We start from the raw sequence: 18,061 nt of genomic DNA on the forward strand, positions 1-18,061 counted from the left end.
TAATCCAATACTGTGATCCCAATGAAAAAGCTTTCTCAAGAAACCCTCGCCAAACTCAATCGCGAGACCTCCACCATCGCCTGGCGTGAGCTGCAAGCCTTTTACCAGCGCGGCGATGTGCTGGTCGCTTCGCCCGACCTGGATTTGGTGGCGGCGGCGGCCGCGATGGTTGAGGACGACACTGTCAGTGTGGCCCGTTGGTTAAAGGATGGCGACTTGATAAAGGCCAGCCCGGCGCAAAACGATGCCTGGCTGGAACACGATGCCACCGTGTGGGCGGTCGTCGTTGCGCCTTGGGTGCTGGTGCAGGGCGAGCGGAGTCGGGACTAATGGCAGCAAAAGAAGAATTTTTAGCGTCGCTTTCGGTTCGCTTGCGCAGCTTTTTCGAAGACCAGGCCGCTGGCTTGGACGTGCCACCCGCCCATCTTTACCGGCTTGAAGGGCGCATGGAATTGGCCCAGGAGTTAGGCCTGATTGAGAGTGCCGAGCTTCGCGAACTGCTGGTGACCTTGTGCCGGGAGATACTCTGTGAGCACGCGGCCAAAAGCTACCTTGATGACCAGCGGATTATTCTGCACTTGCATATGAAGCCAGCGCCGGTAACACCCAGCACGCGTGATGACTGAGCATGCCCCATTCTGCTGCTGAGCTAGATACTTTCTGTGACGCCCTCGCAACGCGCGGACGACACAACGGCCATCGCTACCTGTTGATCTGGGCGGGCGATGAGGACTGGTGTCAACAGCAATGGCGCCGTCTCTCTTGCCACACGTCACAGCGCTGCGCAGTTATTGAGACGGGGCTTACACGGGGGCAGGCCGTTCTCGGCCAGGAGTTTGATTGTGCGCTGATCGACTGCCGGCAAGTCCGTCGGGTAAACGATTGGTTAGCCGTTGCCGGTACCCTGGTGGCTGGTGGTCTATTGCATTTGTTCGCACCACCGCTGGGTGATTGGCCGGGTGAGTTTTCCGCTAGCCAGGCGCCTTCGAACCACCGTATTCCCAGTCGTTTTTTGCGCCGTTTCATCGAGTTGGCCAGCGGCGCGCAAGGGGTGTTTGTGTTGTCCGAGCAGGGGGAAATACCGGCGCTTCCGGCAGAAAATCATTTGCCCTGGCGGCGGTCGCTGCCGAGCTTGGATCAGCAGGACGCGGTGGCGGCAATTGTTCGGGTAGCCACCGGGCGCAATAAGCGGCCGCTGGTTATCACCGCGGATCGGGGGCGAGGAAAAACAGCGGCCCTGGGAATGGCAGCTGCCGAGCTGCAGCAGCGACAGCCAGGCGCCACGGTGTTGTTGGTATCGTCGATGGCGGCGTCAGTGGCGGTTGCCCAGCGGCATTACGCCCAGCAAACCGGTGCATTTGTACAGGGTGATTCGGGCCCGTCGTTGCCGCATTCGCCACCAGATGCGGCACTGGAGAGCACGGAGGCCTGGGATCTGGTCATGGTGGACGAGGCGGCGAGTCTGTCTGTTGGCCTGCTGGAGCGATTGACGGAACGCTTTCCGCGGCTGGTGTTCGCCACAACGGTCAGCGGTTACGAAGGCAGCGGACGTGGCTTTGAATTGCGCTTTGCCGACCGATTAAAAGCCCTGCGACCGCAGGCCCGGCGAATGAGCCTGGTCCAGCCTTTGCGCTGGGCCGCTGATGACCCGCTGGAAGCTTTTTTTAACCGGGTATTTGTAATGGCGTCGACGCCGCGGCCGGCGACTGAGGTGCCCGCAGTAACAGGCGGCGGCGAAGCCTTATTAGCCTGGACGGCCATCGATGAGCTGATGACCGACGAAGCGCGGTTGTCCGCCGTGTTTTCCTTACTGCTTCAAGCCCACTACCAAACCACACCCGCCGATTTACAAGCCTTGCTCGACTCGCCGCTGCCGCTGCTTATTGCGCTGCGTGACGGCAATGTTATTGGGGTTTGTGAGTGTGTCGAAGAGGGTGGGCTGCCGGTGGCGATGGCGCAGGCGATCATCGCAGGTCGGCGGCAACCGCCGGGCAACCTGGCCGCTCAGCGGCTGGCCCGGATGGCCGGTGACATCGAACTGCTCAGCCAGCCGAGTTGGCGGGTTCGCCGCATTGCGGTTGCGGCTGAGGCGCGCCGGCAAGGACTGGGGCAGGCGCTGCTCGCCGCCGCCACAAAGAAGGCGGCAGATCTTGGTCAGCACTATGTCAGCGCGAGCTTTGCTCTGAGTGATCCATTGATCGCGTTCTGGCAGCGAGCCGGGTTTGCTCCCCGATACCTTGGTAGCCGCCGGGACAGCAGTAGCGGCAGCTATTCGCTGGTGGTGGCCCGTTCATTGACGGCCCTCGTGGAAACCCCTCTGGCGGTCCTGCGAGACGACCTGGCGAACAATGTGGTTGATAGTTTGGCGCTGGTGCAACGATCACTGGATGTTCCCAGTGCGATACGGCTATTGTCCGTGTTGCCTGCGGCGCCACCGTCTGCCGCCGATCAACAGCGGCTGGCGCGCTATCTTGCTGGGGAGCTGACATTTGAGCACTGCGCCAGCGGCTTGCGGCGCATGCTGCCCAGTGCAGGCCTGGTCAGTGCGACGGGTAGAGAGCAGCGCGTTGTGTTGGGATGCCTGGTCTGGGCCAAAAGCTGGTCGCAATTGGCCGAGATGGAGGGGCTTGCGGGGCGGGCCGCCGTGGAGGCGGAGTTCAAAGCGGCCTGGCGTCGGGCAGTGTAAATCTGGTGCTGTAGCCGTTATTTCTATTCAATTTTCAGACATGGGTAATTAAGGAGTCACCGATTATGGCCAGTATTTTTAGTCGCATCATTGCGGGCGAACTGCCGGGACATTTTGTCTGGCGAGATGAGTTGTGCGTGGCGATCATGACCATCGAGCCGGTGCGGCCCGGTCATGTGTTGCTTATTCCCATTGAAGAGGTGGATCACTGGGACGATTTGCCAGAGTCGCTGGCGACCCATTTACAGGGTGTTGCTCGCAAGCTCGCCAAAGCGCTAAAGACGGTCTATCAGTGTCAGCGAGTGACGTTATCGATTGTCGGACTGGAGGTGCCTCACACCCATTTGCATTTGTGGCCAATCAATCAGATGGGCGACGTTCATCTGTCCCAGGCGAGTATAGCTGACCAGGGGGCACTGGCCAGCGAGGCAGAAAAAATTCGTCAGGCCCTGGCTGGCTAAGGGTCAGAGAAGATTGTGCTTGGGCAGGTCCCAGCGCTGAAAGCGCTGGCCCAGGCTCGACATGGGCGGCAGTTCGGCCAGCTGTCGGCGCAGCAAATCCATACCTAGCGCAGCCGTCCACATTTGAAAAAATTCCCGGTCAAAGGGCAGCAAAAAACGCGCGGTCTGCAAAGTATTGCTGCCGCCCCAGGCGATCCATACCGTGCCCACAGGCTTGTCTTCGCTGCCCCCGCCAGGGCCTGCGATACCCGTTACGGCAATCACCCTGTCGGCGCCGGTGACGGCCAGTGCTCCGGTGGCCATTTCGATCACAACTTCCTCACTGACTGCGCCGTGTTCATTCAGGGTCGCCGGGGACACATTGAGTAACTTCGTTTTCAGGTCATTGCTGTAACTCACCACGCCACCGGTAAAGGCATTGGATGAGCCCGGCACCGTTGTGATTTGTGAGGCGATCAAACCACCGGTGCAAGACTCTGCAGTGCATAGGGTAAGGTCCTGGCTGCCGAGCTGCGCAAGCAGTGTGGCGGGCAGACTGGTGGGAATGACGCCCAACAAATGATCGTGCAGCAGCTCGGCAATGCGATCGCTCCAGTGCTGTAATTCTTCGTCGTTGATATCAGCGCCAGCGCTAAGCTTGACTTCCAACACCGGCATGGAGGCGCGAAAGCCAAGTTCAATACCTTGGGGCAGGTCGGTCAGATGCTGGTTGACCAACTCCTGAATGGACGATTCACCGAGACCAAAAACACCAAAGCGCCGAATACGTCGGTGGTCTGAGGCAAAACGCTGTTGTAAGAGAGGCAGAATGACCTCGTCGAGCATGATCATTAATTCGCTGGGAACACCGGGTGTGGCCAATACCAGGCAGCCCTTGTGTTCCAGCGAAATGCCCACCGCGCTGCCCCGGCGATTATCGATAATATCGCAGTGCTCGGGCAGCATGGCCTGCTTGCGGTTGGCCTTGCCGAGGGCAAAGCCCCGGGTTTCGCACCAGTTTTGCAAATGAGCCAGAGCGGCGGGATGCTCGCAGATGAGGCGGCCTGTTACCCTGGCAAGGGCCTGAGAGGTTAGGTCATCAACTGTCGGGCCCAGGCCTCCGTTAATCAGCAACACGTCGGCTCCCTGGCAGAGCCCATCAATTTGCTCGCAGAGCAACTCCAGGTGATCGCCAACGGTGACTTTTCGTTCGATTTCCCAGCCTAGCGGCGCAATTTTTGTGGCGATTTTGGCGGAGTTGGAATCAATAATATCCCCAGCCATGAGTTCATTGCCGGTCAATAACAAGCGCAGGCGCATAGCGATGAATTCCTGAATCAAAAAAATGATGTGAAGGGCGAATTGTAAACGGAGGTGGTCTAATTATCCCCTAGTATTGTCTGGAGAGAATTGCCAGCTTGAATGGTCTGAGGCAATGCAGCAATCCTGCCTGCGCACCAAGGCTGTGCAACTCGCTGGGCTCGTAGTAATGTCGACGCATCACCACTGACCTATTGGAGAAACATGATGAAAGCGGCTTTGGGAGCCATTGTGGCGGTTTTGGCAGTCGTCGCGCTGCTTGCGGTGGATTATATGAACTATCAGCGGCAGTTGGCACAAAATCAGCAAATACAACAACTGCAGGAACAATTGCAGCTGGCCAATATTCGCAACGAGGCGCTGGTGAATCGTCTTGATGAGATGGAAGGGCAGGTGCGAAAAATGGAAAGCGCCAGCCTGGGCGGCGTGATCGATAGTGCCAATGCGGCGCTGATTGAAGGCTGGTCTGCGATGGTTGATGCGGTAGAGCGCCAATTAGAGCAAGCCAAGCAGAGTATGGCGAAGGATAAAGCGTCCTCTAGTCAGTCAAAAGCTGCGCCATCAGCGCCGACGGAAGACGGCGAGGGGCCGCTTTAATTGCGGCGTTAGTGCTGAGCTTGCCTGGTGAAAACAGGCTGGATAGCAGTGAGTTGGGAGGTGTTTGTATGCCTGAAGTAACGCGGCCCGTTCGGTCAGTCGAGGTCAATTACCTCTGTGACGGCTGCGGCCATGGTATGGTCCGCTGCACGGGCGAGATGAATCCGCAAACTGGAGAGACTCCCCATGCCTGTGTGATCTGCGGATTTGGTCATACTTTCAAGTGGATAAAGTATCCGAAAATTGATTTTGTGGGCTTGGATGAATAGGGGATCGGTCCAAACGGCGGTGGAGAGCGGTAGCGCCAAGGGAGAGGCCGCTGCGCCCGTTGTATGGGCGCAGCGGTAGGGCGCGCTCGCGCAAGAAACCGCCTTGAATGCAGGCGACTCACCGTGGTGTTTGCGGCGCTTCGGTGCCCCACGTGGTGGGTGCTAGTGGTTCTTAGTAGCGCAGGCGGGCGTCGAGCTCATCGACCATTTCTGCCCATTCCGCATCATCGTCCAGTGCCTGCTTGAGAAAGTCGGCCTGACTTTTTTTCCAGAAACTGGCTTCGTGCAATTCCAGGTCTCGGGGAATGGGGCGGTGACGAATGATAAAACCTTCAACGTCTTCGTCGCTGTCAGGCAAGCCGAGCTGACGAAACAGGCTGTTCATAGAGTGGATTTCTGGGTCCAGCATGGGTGGCTAACTTCCCTTCCTTTCAAGTGTTATTTGTGTCGAGGTTCTGGCCAGTTTGCCAGCGTCAACGTTGTTATTCTAGATTGAGTTTCAGGGCCTGTTAACACCCATTGAGTTGCACCTGCTGGAGGGCCTATTTGCCTTCACCTGGCGATGCGCCGGCCGGCCTTTCAGACGCTACGCTCGTGGGGCAAGCTTTCGCATATTTGAAATTACCCGACCTCTTTCTTCGTTATTGAATTGCCGGATTTATAGTCACAACAGACGGGTGTTAACCGGCGCTAACATCCGGGCAAAGCGTTAATTCGCATTCCTGCATGCCAGCCGCCGTCGAGCACAAATTCTGCGCCGGTGGAGTAGCTGCACTCGTCAGAGGCTACAAAAACCGCCATATTGGCAACTTCAATGGGCATACCCACCCTGGGTAGCGGGTGATACTTGTAAAAGCCAGTCATATTTTCGTCGGGCAACTCACCTTCCTTCGTGGCGCCGTGCATTGCCGTATAAATGCCGCCGGGGTGAATGCTGTTAACGCGAATATTAAATTTACCAAACTCGATAGCGGCCGTTTTGGTCAGGCCTCGCATTGCCCACTTGGTCGCACTGTAGGCGGCAATTCCGTTTTTTGCCTGCAAACCGTCGATGGAAGAGATGTTGATGATATTGCCGCCACCGGCCTGCTTCATATCTGCCAGTACCGCTTTCATCCCGAGAAAGGTACCCAGCTGGTTGACCTGAACGACCCGCATAAAATCCGTTTCGCTGGTATCGTCGATACTGTTGATGTGCAAAATGGCTGCATTGTTTATCAGGATTTCCACCTTGCCCAGACGGCGGGCAAAGTTCATCAATGTCTGCCATTGGCTCGCATCGCTAACGTCTAAATGGTGATATCTGGCCTGTTCACCCAGTTCATCGCACAGCGCCTGACCTTGCTCATCAAGCACATCAGTAACGATGACCACGGCGCCTTCTTCCACAAATCGCCGCGCAATGGCCGCGCCGATACCGCGGGCGCCTCCCGTAATGACGGCGAGCTTATTGGTCAGGCGATGCGAGCATTCCATGGGCAGGAGCTGATCTCCGGTCGGTTAGATATGTGAGCGCTGAGTGTCACTGCATGGGTGAATTCTAAAGGGGAATTGGGGAATACGCGCATTGCGGGATGTGCTGATTGCGATGTAAGGGCGGCGCGAGGTGTCACTCGGCAGCGCGTCGATTCCACAGGCAAAAAAAGGCCGCTGAGATAGCGGCCTGAGAAACGTCTGTGTCGCGATTAGCGCTTGTCCAGTGGGACAAAATCCCGTTGTGCTGGGCCAGTGTAAAGCTGGCGTGGACGGCCGATGCGGTAGCTGCCGCTGATCATTTCGTTCCAGTGGGCAATCCAACCCGGGGTACGGCCCAGGGCGAAGATCACGGTGAACATGCTCACTGGAATACCAATGGCCTTGAGGATGATGCCGGAGTAGAAGTCGACATTCGGGTACAGCTTCTTCTCGACGAAGTAGTCGTCTTCCAGCGCAATTTGCTCCAGGCGCTTGGCAATTTTCAGCAGGGGTTCGTTTTCCATGCCCAGTTCTGCCAGTACTTCGTCGGCAGCTTCTTTCATGACTTTGGCGCGCGGGTCAAAGTTCTTGTAAACCCGGTGGCCGAAGCCCATCAGGCGGAACGGATCGTTTTTGTCTTTGGCGCGGGCGACAAATTCGTCAATGCGTGACTCATCGCCGATCTCCATCAGCATGTCCAGTACCGCCTCGTTGGCGCCGCCGTGAGACGGTCCCCAAAGTGCAGCGATGCCTGCTGAGATACAGGCAAAGGGGTTGGCGCCAGTGGAGCCGGCCAGACGTACGGTGGACGTGGAGGCGTTCTGCTCGTGGTCGGCGTGGAGCAGGAAGATCTTGTCCATGGCTTTGGCCAGAACTGGATTGACGTTGCTGGGCTCGCAGGGGTTGCCGAACATCATGTGCAGGAAGTTCTCAGAGTAGCTGAGGTGATTCTGCGGGTACATGAAGGGCTGACCGATGGTGTATTTGTAGGTCATTGCCGCCAGGGTAGGCATTTTCGCAATCAGGCGAATGGCCGAGATTTGACGGTGTTGCTCGTCGGCAATGTCCAGCGAGTCATGGTAGAAGGCGGACAGGGCGCCGACAACGCCACACATGATGGCCATGGGGTGAGCATCCCGGCGGAAGCCTTTGAAAAAGGTGCTCATTTGGTCGTTGACCATGGTGTGCATGCGGACTTTATTGACGAAGGCGTCTTTTTGAGTGCTGGTGGGCAGTTCGCCGTAGAGGAGCAGGTAGCAGGTTTCGAGGTAGTCGGAGTGCTCAGCAAGCTGCTCGATGGGATAGCCGCCGTGAAGCAGCACGCCCTGGTTACCGTCAATGTAGGTGATTTTGGATTCGCAGGCTGCGGTGGACACAAAACCCGGATCGTAGGTGAAATAACCGTTGCCCGTCAGTGGGCCGACTTCAATTACATCTGGACCAATAGTGCCAGAGAAAACATCTAATTCCAGCGTTTTACCATCGATGTTCAGACTGGCTTTCTTATCGCTCATTGTGACGGGCTCCTGTACCTTGTGAACTAGCTTTTGGCTTGTCTTCCGCCGTCTGGACGTCTGCGCGGTGGCGCGGATGCCAACTTTGGAAGCCCTGGGGGCTGCGAATGTGCCGCGTGGGATAGGCGGCCGCAGTGACCCTTTGAAGGACTGACAAATATAGAGTGCTCGCTGCTTTTGTCAACGAGACGCGCATTTTAGCCTGAGTCGCCGGGAGAAGGAATTGCTATTTGGATTCTTGCTTATTTGTGCGTTGTTGTGGTGCGTTAAGTGATTTGTGTCAACATTCGCACAATTCGATAAAGGCACAAAAACGGTGCACGATAATCGCTTAAGCGGTTGAAATAAGCATGATTTCAAGGCCATTTCCCTGACGCTTGTCGTTTGTAATTGCCATTCGATGGCCCTATAATGCGCGGCGTTTCTTCTGGAGTCTCGCGCTCTTGCCTCGTGGAAGAAATCCGGGTTGGAGAGGCCCGGTTTTGCTTGATCCACTTCCTTTTAACCGCCTGTGTTTCTGGGCTTCAAAACAAAAGTGTGACAAACCGTGAACGATAAACGACCTGTGAATCTGGATATCGGGACGATCGCTCTGCCGATCACCGCATATACCTCAATTCTGCATCGCGCCAGTGGCGTATTTCTGGTAGCCGGCATGGCCGTGCTGATTTGGCTGTTGGGCACAAGTCTCAGCGGCCCAGAGGGCTTTGCTCAAGCTAAGCAGTGCCTGTCTTCTTTTTGGGGCAAGTTGGTTGTCTGGGCCGTATTGGTGGGCCTGAGCTATCACGCTGCGGCGGGTGTAAAACACCTGATTATGGACGCTGGTATTGGTGAATCCATGAAGGGCGGCGAGACCGGTTCCAAACTGGTGTTGGCGGTTACGGCAGCAATGGTCATTTTGACGGGGTTGTGGGTATGGTAAAGGCAGTTACAAGCTTTGGACGCAGCGGCGTCGCCGATTGGTTGATTCAGCGGGTCAGCGGTGTTGTCTTGTTGGCCTACTTGATTGTAGTGGGTGGTTATCTGGTCATGAATGGCAGCGGGCTCGATTACGCTACCTGGAAAGGCTTTTTCGATTCTACCTTTATGAAGGTGTTTAGCACTGCAGCAGTGCTCTCAGTCGTCTCCCATGCGTGGATCGGTTTGTGGGCTGTCTCTACAGATTATCTGACAGAACGCTTGATGGGTGGGCGCGGATTGGTTCTGCGTCTGGCATTTCAAGCTGCATCGGCTGTCGTTCTGTTTACGTACCTCGTTTGGGGTATGAAGATTCTGTGGGGGTAATAGATGTCTACTATTCGTACTATTTCGTTTGATGGCGTAATTGTTGGCGGTGGCGGCGCGGGTATGCGCGCGGCACTGCAGTTGGCCCAGTCTGGTTACAAGACCGCCGTTATTTCCAAAGTCTTCCCAACGCGCTCGCACACGGTGTCGGCTCAGGGTGGTATTACTTGCGCGATTGCCAGTAACGACCCGAACGACCAGTGGCAGTGGCATATGTATGACACGGTTAAGGGTTCCGACTATATCGGCGACCAGGACGCCATCGAGTATATGTGCAGCGTGGGTCCCGAGGCGGTGTTTGAGCTGGACCACATGGGTCTGCCGTTCTCCCGTACTGAAGAAGGCCGAATTTATCAGCGTCCTTTCGGTGGGCAATCCAAAAATTTCGGTGAGGGCGGTCAGGCTGCCCGCACTTGCGCGGCGGCTGACCGTACTGGTCACGCACTGCTGCACACGCTGTATCAGGGCAACCTGAAGAATAACACCGTCTTCTTCAATGAGTGGTATGCCACTGATCTGGTGAAGAACCAGGACGGCGCGGTTGTGGGTGTTATCGCAATCTGCATCGAAACCGGGGAAGTGGTCCACGTCAAATCCAAGGCCACTGTTTTCGCCACCGGCGGCGCAGGTCGTATCTATCAATCTACTACCAACGCCCACATCAATACTGGCGACGGTATCGGCATGGCCCTGCGTGCAGGCTTCCCGGTGCAGGACATTGAAATGTGGCAATTTCACCCCACCGGTATTGCCGGCGCGGGTGTTCTGGTCACCGAAGGCTGCCGCGGTGAAGGCGGTTACCTGGTAAACAAGGACGGCGAACGCTTTATGGAGCGTTATGCGCCCAACGCAAAAGACCTGGCGGGCCGCGATGTGGTTGCCCGCTCCATGACCCTGGAGATTATTGAAGGCCGCGGTTGTGGTCCCAATGGTGATCACGTTTACCTGAAACTGGATCACCTGGGCGAAGAGGTTCTGGAGAGCCGTCTGCCCGGTATCTGTGAGCTGTCCCGGACCTTTGCCCACGCTGACCCGGTCAAAGAGCCCATTCCGGTTATCCCGACCTGTCACTATATGATGGGTGGTATTCCCACCAATATTCACGGCCAGGCCCTGACCGTTGATGCCAACGGCAATGACGTGGTGATCCCCGGACTGTATGCCTGTGGTGAAGTTGCCTGTGTATCGGTTCACGGCGCTAATCGCCTCGGTGGTAACTCGCTGCTGGATCTGGTGGTGTTCGGTCGCGCATCTGGTCTGTTCATTGAGAAGGCCCTGCGTGAAGGCATCGACATGCGCGACGCGTCCGAGAGCGATGTTGAACAAGCCATGTCGCGTCTGAACAAGGTGAACAACACCTCAGGCGGCGAGAAAGTTTCCGCATTGCGCGCCGAGCTGCAAAGCGTCATGCAGAATCACTTCGGTGTATTCCGCAAGGGCGACTTCATGCAGGAAGGCGTCAAGAAGCTGGCTGATCTGCGTGGCCGCATTGAAAATGCGCATCTGGAAGACAAGAGCAACGCGTACAACACAGCGCGGATCGAAGCCCTGGAACTGCACAACCTGTTCGAAGTGGCTGAAGCGACCGCCATTGCTGCTGAAGAGCGCAAAGAGAGCCGTGGTGCCCATGCGCGTGAGGACTTCCAGGACCGCGATGACGAAAACTGGCTGTGCCACTCCATGTATTTCCCCGGTGAAAAGCGTGTCGGCAAGCGTGCGGTGAATTTCGCACCGAAGACCCGCGAAGCTTTTGCGCCCAAAGTACGCACCTACTGATTTAGGGGAGAGAGAAAATGTTGAAAGTCAGCCTCTATCGTTACAATCCCGAAGTCGATCAAGAGCCCTATATGCAGGACACCGAGATCGACACCGGTGGCAAAGACCTGATGGTGCTGGACGTACTTGAGCTGCTCAAGGCTCAGGATCCGTCTCTGACCTACCGCCGCAGCTGCCGCGAAGGTGTGTGTGGCTCCGACGGTATGAACATTAACGGCAAGAACGGTCTTGCCTGTATCACGCCAATTTCCGAGGCCCTGAAAAATGGCAAAGGCGGCAACACCCTGGTGCTGCGCCCACTGCCTGGTCTGCCGGTCATTCGCGACCTGATCATCGACATGAGCTTGTTCTACAAGCAGTACGAGAAGATCAAACCGTTCTTGATCAATAACACGCCGGCGCCCGCAATCGAGCGTCTGCAATCACCCGAAGAGCGTGAAAAGCTGGACGGCCTGTACGAGTGTATTCTGTGTGCGTGCTGTTCTACTGCCTGTCCGTCTTTCTGGTGGAACCCGGATCGCTTTATCGGTCCGAGTGGTCTGCTGCAGGCCTACCGTTTTCTGGCAGACAGCCGGGACACGGCGACCGAACAGCGTTTGGCCGAGCTGGATGATCCGTTCAGTGTATTCCGCTGTCACGGCATTCAGAATTGCGTCAATGTTTGCCCCAAGGGACTCAATCCCACCAAGGCAATTGGCCACATCCGGAATATGTTGCTGAGCAGGGCAACCTGATATTCCGCCCGATTTTTCGGGAAATTTAATCTGCGCAAATGTGTCCTTGGGCGCCTGGCAGTATCGGGCGCCGCAATGAATACAACTCGGTGCTTACCGGCACTAAACGAGCATATAACGTATTGAAGGGAATGGGCGTTCCCTGTGGTAACACTGGAGTCTGCCGCATACACTAATGCGGTAAGACCAGGCAGGGTGGGTCGAGCCTTATCGGGCCCGGCGCCATTCAGGCGGCCACTTCCCTCGCTTTTAGGTGGACAAGAATGCAGAAAGCGTCAATGGAGCTGCTATGGAAAAGCTCCCATATTTCAGGTGGTAATGCGAGCTACGTCGAAGCTCTTTACGAAACTTACCTCACTGATCCCAATGCCGTTCCGGAAGAATGGCGCAGCTATTTCCAGCAATTGCCGCGTTCCAGCGAGCAGACCCTCAACGATATTCCCCACAGTCCTATTCAACAACACTTTGCCAAGTTGGCCCGCTCATCTGTGCGGGTGAATGGTGCAGCAAGTGGTGGTGAAATCAGCGAGCACGAACGCAAGCAGGTTAGAGTCATCCAGCTGGTCAGCGCCTATCGCCAGCGGGGCCATCAGGAGGCCCAGCTCGACCCCCTCGGTTTGTGGCAGCGCCCGCGAGTACCCGATCTCGAATTGCAATATCATCAGCTGACTGAAGCCGACCTGGATACCGTATTCCAAACCGGCAGCCTCTATATTGGCAAAGACAGTGCCACCCTCCGGGAAATCTACCAAGCAATTCGTGACACCTACTGCCGATCCATCGGTGCCGAATTCATGCACATTGTCGACACCCGTGAGCGGGCGTGGATTCAGCAGCGTATGGAGAGCGTACGCTCCCAACCAGAATACAGTCTCGAGGCTCGCCAGCATTTGCTGGAGCGGCTGACCGCGGCGGAAGGCCTGGAAAAATCCTTGGGCTCGAAGTACCCGGGTACCAAGCGCTTTGGTCTGGAAGGGGGCGAAAGCCTTATTCCGATGATGGACGCCGTCATTCAACGGGCCGGCTCCTACGGCGCCAAGGAAATGGTGATCGGCATGGCCCACCGGGGTCGTTTGAATCTGCTGGTCAACATTCTGGGGAAAAACCCCGCCGAGCTGTTCGACGAATTTGAAGGCAAGGTCAAATATCAGGGTTCTGCAGACGTTAAATACCACCAGGGTTTCTCTTCCAATGTGATGACCCCGGGCGGTGAAGTCCACTTGGCGCTGGCCTTTAACCCGTCTCACCTGGAAATCGTTTCACCCGTCGTTGAGGGCTCAGTGCGGGCCCGTCAAGATCGACGCAATGACCCAGTGGGCGACAAAGTGGTACCCATCGTGCTGCACGGTGACGCCGCTTTTGCTGGTCAGGGTGTGGTCATGGAAACCTTCCAGATGTCCCAGACCCGGGCGTACAAGACCGGTGGCACAATCCACATCGTGATCAACAACCAGGTCGGTTTTACCACCAGCCGCCAGGATGACGCCCGGTCCACTGAGTACTGTACCGACGTTGCCAAGATGGTTCAGGCGCCGATTTTCCACGTCAACGGCGACGATCCCGAAGCGGTGCTGTTTGTCAGCCAGCTGGCCGCAGATTTCCGTCAAGAATTCAAGAAAGACGTGGTAGTGGATCTGGTCTGTTATCGCCGTCGCGGCCACAATGAGGCCGATGAGCCCTCGGGCACCCAGCCGTTGATGTACTCCAAGATTTCCAAGCAGAAGACCACCTGCGCGCTGTACGTGCAAAAGCTGGTTGATGCTGGGGTGATCACTAGTGACTATGCGAGCGCGCTGGCCGACGACTACCGTCAGGCCTTGGACAATGGCGAGCACGTGGCCAAGAGCCTGGTGAAAGAGCCGAATAAAGAATTGTTCGTCGACTGGTCGCCCTACTTGGGGCACGCCTGGGATGTACCAGGTGACACCCGGATCGATGCCAAGCTGCTCAAAGAGGCCGCCGACGGTGCCAACCGGATTCCGGAAGGGATCAGTGTTCAGCGCCAGGTGGCCAAGATTTATGAAGATCGCGCAAAAATGGCCGTTGGCGCCATGCCGATCAACTGGGGCTTTGCCGAGACGCTGGCCTATGCGACCTTGCTCAAGCAGGGCAGCCATGTGCGGATCACTGGTCAGGACGTGGGACGGGGGACCTTCTCCCACCGCCATGCGGTGATTCACAACCAGAAAGACGGTGAGCGCTATGTGCCCCTGCAAAATCTTGCTGAAGATCAGGCAGATTTTGCCATCTATGATTCGCTGCTGTCGGAAGAGGCTGTGTTGGCCTTTGAATACGGCTACGCGACTACCCGCCCCAATGCCCTGGTAATCTGGGAAGCCCAGTTCGGTGATTTCGCCAACGGTGCCCAGGTGGTTATCGACCAGTTTATTAGCAGTGGTGAGCTCAAGTGGGGGCGCCTGTGTGGCCTCACCATGCTGCTGCCCCACGGCTATGAAGGGCAGGGGCCTGAGCACTCCTCAGCGCGTCTTGAGCGCTTCTTGCAATTGTGCGCCGAGCACAATATTCAGGTTTGCGTGCCATCAACACCAGCTCAGGTGTACCACATGCTGCGGCGGCAGGTGGTACGGCCGCTGCGTCGGCCATTGGTAGTGATGTCGCCGAAGAGTTTGCTGCGCCACAAAGAAGCGATTTCTACCCTGGAAGAGTTGCATAGCGGCCAGTTCCAGAGTGTGATCGATGAAACCGACAACCTCGACAAATCCAAGGTGACCCGCCTGATTTTGTGTTGCGGCAAGGTTTATTACGACTTGCGTGATGCCCGTCGGGAGCACGGCAAAGATTCCATTGCCATTGTTCGTCTGGAGCAGATTTATCCCTTCCCCTACGACGATCTGCGCGCGGTGATTGCCCAATACCCCAATCTGAAGAAGGTGGTGTGGTGTCAGGAAGAGCCTCGCAACCAGGGCGCCTGGTACAACAGTCGCCATCGCATGGCCCGGGTAATCCGTAGCTTCAAGCCAGAGAAAAACCTGCTTTTGGGCTATGTTGGTCGGGAACCGTCGGCCTCACCGGCGGCGGGCTACATGGCCCTTCACATTGAGCAGCAGCAGAAGTTCATCACCGAGGCCCTGAAACTCTAGGGCCTCGATGGTTTATTTCTCCACATTCTAACGATATTGCAGCGACCCATACGACAGGATAGAAGATGAGTACAGACATTAAAGCCCCTACTTTTCCAGAATCTGTGGCCGATGGCACCATTGCCACCTGGCACAAACAAGTGGGTGAGGCTGTCAGCCGGGATGAGCCCCTCGTCGATATTGAAACCGACAAAGTGGTGCTCGAAGTTGTTGCGCCTGCCGACGGCGTGTTGAAGGAAATTCTCAAGCAGGAAGGTGATACCGTTCTCAGTGATGAGGTGGTAGCCGTGTTTGAAGAGGGCGCTGCCGCCAGTGCGTCGGCGCCTGAGAAAGCGGCTGAACCGGAACAAGCTCCGGCTGCTGAAGGTGAGCTCAAGGCAAGCCCCGCTGCCCGTAAGATGATTGATGAGCAGGGTCTGGACGCCAGCCAAATCAAGGCGACAGGCAAGGGCGGTTTGATCACAAAAGAAGATGTTCTCAATCACAAGCCCGCCGCCGCGGCGGCTAGCCCCGCGCCCGCTGCTGCCAAATCGGCCGCACCGGCACCGTCTGCTGCAGTGGATATTCCTGCCGGTGACCGGGTTGAAAAGCGCGTGCCGATGACTCGCCTCCGGGCCCGCATTGCTGAGCGCCTGCTGGACGCCTCTCAGAACACAGCGATGTTGACCACCTTTAACGAGGTCAACATGCAGCCCGTGATGGAACTGCGCAGCCAGTACAAAGAGCTGTTTGAAAAGACGCACAACGGCACCCGTCTGGGCTTTATGGGCTTCTTTGTTAAAGCCGCTTGTGAAGCACTGAAGCGCTTCCCGGTGGTGAACGCCTCTATCGATGGTGGTGATGTGGTTTACCACGGCTACCAGGATGTTGGTGTTGCTGTGTCTACCGATAAAGGTCTGGTGGTTCCCGTACTGCGCGATGCCGATAACATGAGCCTGGCGCAAATCGAAGACAAGGTTCGTGAGTTTGGTCTGCGCGCCCGGGACGGCAAGCTGGGTATCGAAGACATGACCGGCGGTACCTTCACCATTACCAACGGCGGCGTATTTGGCTCACTGATCTCTACCCCCATTTTGAACCCGCCGCAAACTGCCATTCTGGGTATGCACAAAATCCAAGAGCGGCCGATGGCGGTGAATGGCAAAGTGGAAATTTTGCCGATGATGTACTTGGCGCTGTCCTACGATCACCGTTTGCTCGATGGTAAAGATGCGGTGCAATTCCTGGTGGCTATCAAAGACCTGCTTGAAGATCCGGCCCGAATTCTGCTTGAGGTCTGATCTCCGGCGCTGATAGCGACTGAACGCATGGCGGTGGATAGACCACCGCCGCTGATACAGAAAACAGGATGATGCAATGGCGAAGTTTGACGTAGTAGTAATCGGTTCCGGTCCTGCGGGTTATGTTGCCGCAATTCGCGCCGCCCAGCTGGGCCTGAAGACGGCATGTATTGAAAAGAACAAAGGCAAGGCCGGGCAGGTCGCCTTTGGCGGTACCTGTCTCAACGTGGGCTGTATTCCCTCCAAGGCACTGCTCGATAGCAGCCACAAATACCACGAGGCAAAGGCGGATTTTGACGTGCACGGCATCAGCACCGGCAAGGTGGAGATGGATGTGCCAGCCATGATCAAGCGCAAAGACGCGATTGTGAAGCAGCTTACCACCGGTATCGGCGGCCTGTTTCAGGCCAATGGCGTTACCGGTATTGAAGGTACCGGAAAGTTGCTGGCGGGCAAAAAGGTCGAAGTGACCGACCCCGACGGCAAGGTGACCACACTGGAAGCCGAGCACGTGATCATCGCGGCGGGCTCGGTGCCCGTTGAAATTCCCCCCGCGCCCCTCGATGGCAACACCATCGTCGATTCTACTGGCGCCCTGGAGTTCGATGCGGTGCCCAAGAAACTGGGCGTGATCGGTGCAGGTGTTATCGGTCTGGAGTTGGGCAGCGTATGGTCTCGGCTGGGCAGCGAAGTGGTGTTGCTCGAGGCGCTGGATACCTTCCTGCCCGCCATGGACCAGCAGATTGCGAAGGAGGCCGGTAAGGTCTTCAAAAAGCAGGGCCTGGATATTCGCCTCGGCGCGCGAGTAACCGAAGCCAAAGCCAGTCGCGGCAAGGTGAAGGTGACCTACACCCAGGCAGACGAGGAAAAGTCGGAGACCTTCGATAAGTTGATCGTCTGCGTGGGTCGCAAGCCCCTGAGCACCAACCTGCTTTCGGCAGACTGCGGTGTTAACCTGGACGAGCGCGGCTTTATCTTCGTTAACGATTACTGCGAGACCGATGCTCCCGGCGTTTACGCGGTGGGCGATATCGTTCGCGGCCCCATGCTGGCCCACAAAGGCTCAGAAGAGGGCGTGATGGTGGCGGAGCGTATTGCCGGGCAAAAAGTCACCATGAATTACGACTGCATCCCATCGATCATTTATACCCACCCTGAAATTGCCATGGTCGGTTTGACCGAAGAGGCGCTGAAGGCGGATGGCGTTCCCTACAACGTGGGTTCCTTTCCGTTTTCGGCCAGTGGCCGGGCGATGGCGGCAAACGACACTGGCGGCCTGGTAAAAATGATTGCCCACGCGGAAACAGACCGCATTCTGGGCTGCCACATTATTGGCCCCAGTGCGGCTGACTTGATTCAGCAAGTGGTTATCGCCATGGAGTTTGGCTCCTCCGCAGAGGATATTGGCTTGACCGTCTTCGGTCACCCGACTCTGTCTGAAGCTGTCCACGAAGCGGCTCTTGCCGTCAGTGGCCACGCCATTCATATTCCAAACCGCAAGAAGCGGAAATAGATTTGCGGTGGTGTGCGAATTTCGGGAAAATGAGCTCCCGAAATTTGCGCGCTAGCGCAATGTGCAGAGGGAGCGGGTCAAAACACTGACAG

The 18,061-nt window shown here is 56.7% G+C and carries 16 protein-coding genes; 12 read left to right on the plus strand and 4 right to left on the minus strand.

The genetic code is table 11. The features are described 5' to 3' along the window. The first annotated feature begins 21 nt into the window (after positions 1–21). The 4 genes from NCG89_RS00365 to NCG89_RS00380 all read left to right on the plus strand — a co-directional run bounded on the left by NCG89_RS00365 (position 22) and on the right by NCG89_RS00380 (position 3,147). A complete protein-coding gene (locus NCG89_RS00365; RefSeq protein WP_251087793.1) occupies positions 22–330 on the plus strand; it encodes a DUF2288 family protein in 309 nt (102 codons plus the stop codon). Beyond that, on the plus strand, positions 330–626 hold the full coding sequence (locus NCG89_RS00370; RefSeq protein ID WP_251087794.1) for a hypothetical protein: 297 nt from the start codon (positions 330–332) through the stop codon (positions 624–626). Before NCG89_RS00365 ends, NCG89_RS00370 begins: the two co-directional genes overlap by 1 nt. A gap of 2 nt (positions 627–628) precedes the next feature. Next, positions 629–2,686 (plus strand): GNAT family N-acetyltransferase, encoded by a 2,058-nt coding sequence (locus tag NCG89_RS00375; RefSeq protein ID WP_251087795.1) that lies wholly within the window; start codon positions 629–631, stop codon positions 2,684–2,686. A gap of 65 nt (positions 2,687–2,751) precedes the next feature. Continuing rightward, complete coding sequence (locus NCG89_RS00380; RefSeq protein WP_251087796.1) at positions 2,752–3,147, plus strand: HIT family protein; 396 nt, start codon at positions 2,752–2,754, stop codon at positions 3,145–3,147. A gap of 3 nt (positions 3,148–3,150) precedes the next feature. Here NCG89_RS00380 and NCG89_RS00385 read toward each other — a convergent pair whose 3' ends face one another. Next, positions 3,151–4,446 carry a CinA family nicotinamide mononucleotide deamidase-related protein gene (locus NCG89_RS00385; protein ID WP_251087797.1) on the minus strand — a complete coding sequence of 432 codons (1,296 nt, stop codon included), beginning with the start codon at positions 4,444–4,446 and terminating at the stop codon, positions 3,151–3,153. A 204-nt stretch (positions 4,447–4,650) separates the two neighbouring features. Between NCG89_RS00385 and NCG89_RS00390 the strand changes: the two genes are divergently transcribed. Continuing rightward, positions 4,651–5,043 (plus strand): hypothetical protein, encoded by a 393-nt coding sequence (locus NCG89_RS00390; protein ID WP_251087798.1) that lies wholly within the window; start codon positions 4,651–4,653, stop codon positions 5,041–5,043. A 441-nt stretch (positions 5,044–5,484) separates the two neighbouring features. Here NCG89_RS00390 and NCG89_RS00395 read toward each other — a convergent pair whose 3' ends face one another. From NCG89_RS00395 to gltA, 3 genes are all read right to left on the minus strand, one after another. After that, on the minus strand, positions 5,485–5,721 hold the full coding sequence (locus tag NCG89_RS00395) for a DUF2789 family protein (protein ID WP_251087799.1): 237 nt from the start codon (positions 5,719–5,721) through the stop codon (positions 5,485–5,487). Between the two features lie 281 nt (positions 5,722–6,002). Next, entirely contained in the window at positions 6,003–6,788 is a 786-nt protein-coding gene (locus tag NCG89_RS00400; protein ID WP_251087800.1) for a glucose 1-dehydrogenase, read from the minus strand. A 209-nt stretch (positions 6,789–6,997) separates the two neighbouring features. After that, complete coding sequence (gltA, locus tag NCG89_RS00405) at positions 6,998–8,281, minus strand: citrate synthase (protein ID WP_251087801.1); 1,284 nt, start codon at positions 8,279–8,281, stop codon at positions 6,998–7,000. Between the two features lie 547 nt (positions 8,282–8,828). Between gltA and sdhC the strand changes: the two genes are divergently transcribed. From sdhC to lpdA, 7 genes are all read left to right on the plus strand, one after another. Then, a complete protein-coding gene (gene sdhC, locus NCG89_RS00410) occupies positions 8,829–9,203 on the plus strand; it encodes a succinate dehydrogenase, cytochrome b556 subunit (RefSeq protein WP_251087802.1) in 375 nt (124 codons plus the stop codon). After that, positions 9,197–9,565, plus strand: a complete 369-nt coding sequence (sdhD, locus tag NCG89_RS00415) for a succinate dehydrogenase, hydrophobic membrane anchor protein (RefSeq protein ID WP_251087803.1) — start codon at positions 9,197–9,199, stop codon at positions 9,563–9,565. Before sdhC ends, sdhD begins: the two co-directional genes overlap by 7 nt. A gap of 3 nt (positions 9,566–9,568) precedes the next feature. Next, the gene (gene sdhA, locus NCG89_RS00420; protein ID WP_251087804.1) at positions 9,569–11,341 is read left to right on the plus strand and encodes a succinate dehydrogenase flavoprotein subunit; all 1,773 of its coding nucleotides are present in this window, start codon (positions 9,569–9,571) and stop codon (positions 11,339–11,341) included. A 17-nt stretch (positions 11,342–11,358) separates the two neighbouring features. Next, positions 11,359–12,075 (plus strand): succinate dehydrogenase iron-sulfur subunit, encoded by a 717-nt coding sequence (locus tag NCG89_RS00425; protein WP_251087805.1) that lies wholly within the window; start codon positions 11,359–11,361, stop codon positions 12,073–12,075. Between the two features lie 263 nt (positions 12,076–12,338). After that, complete coding sequence (locus NCG89_RS00430; RefSeq protein ID WP_251087806.1) at positions 12,339–15,176, plus strand: 2-oxoglutarate dehydrogenase E1 component; 2,838 nt, start codon at positions 12,339–12,341, stop codon at positions 15,174–15,176. A gap of 65 nt (positions 15,177–15,241) precedes the next feature. Beyond that, a complete protein-coding gene (gene odhB, locus NCG89_RS00435; protein WP_251087807.1) occupies positions 15,242–16,456 on the plus strand; it encodes a 2-oxoglutarate dehydrogenase complex dihydrolipoyllysine-residue succinyltransferase in 1,215 nt (404 codons plus the stop codon). Between the two features lie 76 nt (positions 16,457–16,532). Then, positions 16,533–17,969 carry a dihydrolipoyl dehydrogenase gene (lpdA, locus tag NCG89_RS00440; protein WP_251087808.1) on the plus strand — a complete coding sequence of 479 codons (1,437 nt, stop codon included), beginning with the start codon at positions 16,533–16,535 and terminating at the stop codon, positions 17,967–17,969. Positions 17,970–18,061: the final 92 nt, after the last annotated feature.

The sequence above is a fragment of the Spongiibacter taiwanensis genome (assembly GCF_023702635.1).
Taxonomy (GTDB): Bacteria; Pseudomonadota; Gammaproteobacteria; order Pseudomonadales; family Spongiibacteraceae; genus Spongiibacter; species Spongiibacter taiwanensis.

Excerpts from the sequence above, each read along its gene's own strand:
- NCG89_RS00430 (WP_251087806.1), top strand. The coding sequence starts at position 12,339 with ATGCAGAAAGCGTCAATGGAGCTGCTATGGAAAAGCTCCCATATTTCA.
- NCG89_RS00385 (WP_251087797.1), bottom strand. The coding sequence starts at position 4,446 with ATGCGCCTGCGCTTGTTATTGACCGGCAATGAACTCATGGCTGGGGAT.
- NCG89_RS00370 (WP_251087794.1), top strand. The coding sequence starts at position 330 with ATGGCAGCAAAAGAAGAATTTTTAGCGTCGCTTTCGGTTCGCTTGCGC.
- NCG89_RS00400 (WP_251087800.1), bottom strand. The coding sequence starts at position 6,788 with ATGGAATGCTCGCATCGCCTGACCAATAAGCTCGCCGTCATTACGGGA.
- NCG89_RS00375 (WP_251087795.1), top strand. The coding sequence starts at position 629 with ATGCCCCATTCTGCTGCTGAGCTAGATACTTTCTGTGACGCCCTCGCA.
- sdhA (WP_251087804.1), top strand. The coding sequence starts at position 9,569 with ATGTCTACTATTCGTACTATTTCGTTTGATGGCGTAATTGTTGGCGGT.
- NCG89_RS00395 (WP_251087799.1), bottom strand. The coding sequence starts at position 5,721 with ATGCTGGACCCAGAAATCCACTCTATGAACAGCCTGTTTCGTCAGCTC.
- NCG89_RS00365 (WP_251087793.1), top strand. The coding sequence starts at position 22 with ATGAAAAAGCTTTCTCAAGAAACCCTCGCCAAACTCAATCGCGAGACC.
- NCG89_RS00425 (WP_251087805.1), top strand. The coding sequence starts at position 11,359 with ATGTTGAAAGTCAGCCTCTATCGTTACAATCCCGAAGTCGATCAAGAG.
- gltA (WP_251087801.1), bottom strand. The coding sequence starts at position 8,281 with ATGAGCGATAAGAAAGCCAGTCTGAACATCGATGGTAAAACGCTGGAA.
- NCG89_RS00390 (WP_251087798.1), top strand. The coding sequence starts at position 4,651 with ATGATGAAAGCGGCTTTGGGAGCCATTGTGGCGGTTTTGGCAGTCGTC.
- lpdA (WP_251087808.1), top strand. The coding sequence starts at position 16,533 with ATGGCGAAGTTTGACGTAGTAGTAATCGGTTCCGGTCCTGCGGGTTAT.
- NCG89_RS00380 (WP_251087796.1), top strand. The coding sequence starts at position 2,752 with ATGGCCAGTATTTTTAGTCGCATCATTGCGGGCGAACTGCCGGGACAT.
- sdhD (WP_251087803.1), top strand. The coding sequence starts at position 9,197 with ATGGTAAAGGCAGTTACAAGCTTTGGACGCAGCGGCGTCGCCGATTGG.
- odhB (WP_251087807.1), top strand. The coding sequence starts at position 15,242 with ATGAGTACAGACATTAAAGCCCCTACTTTTCCAGAATCTGTGGCCGAT.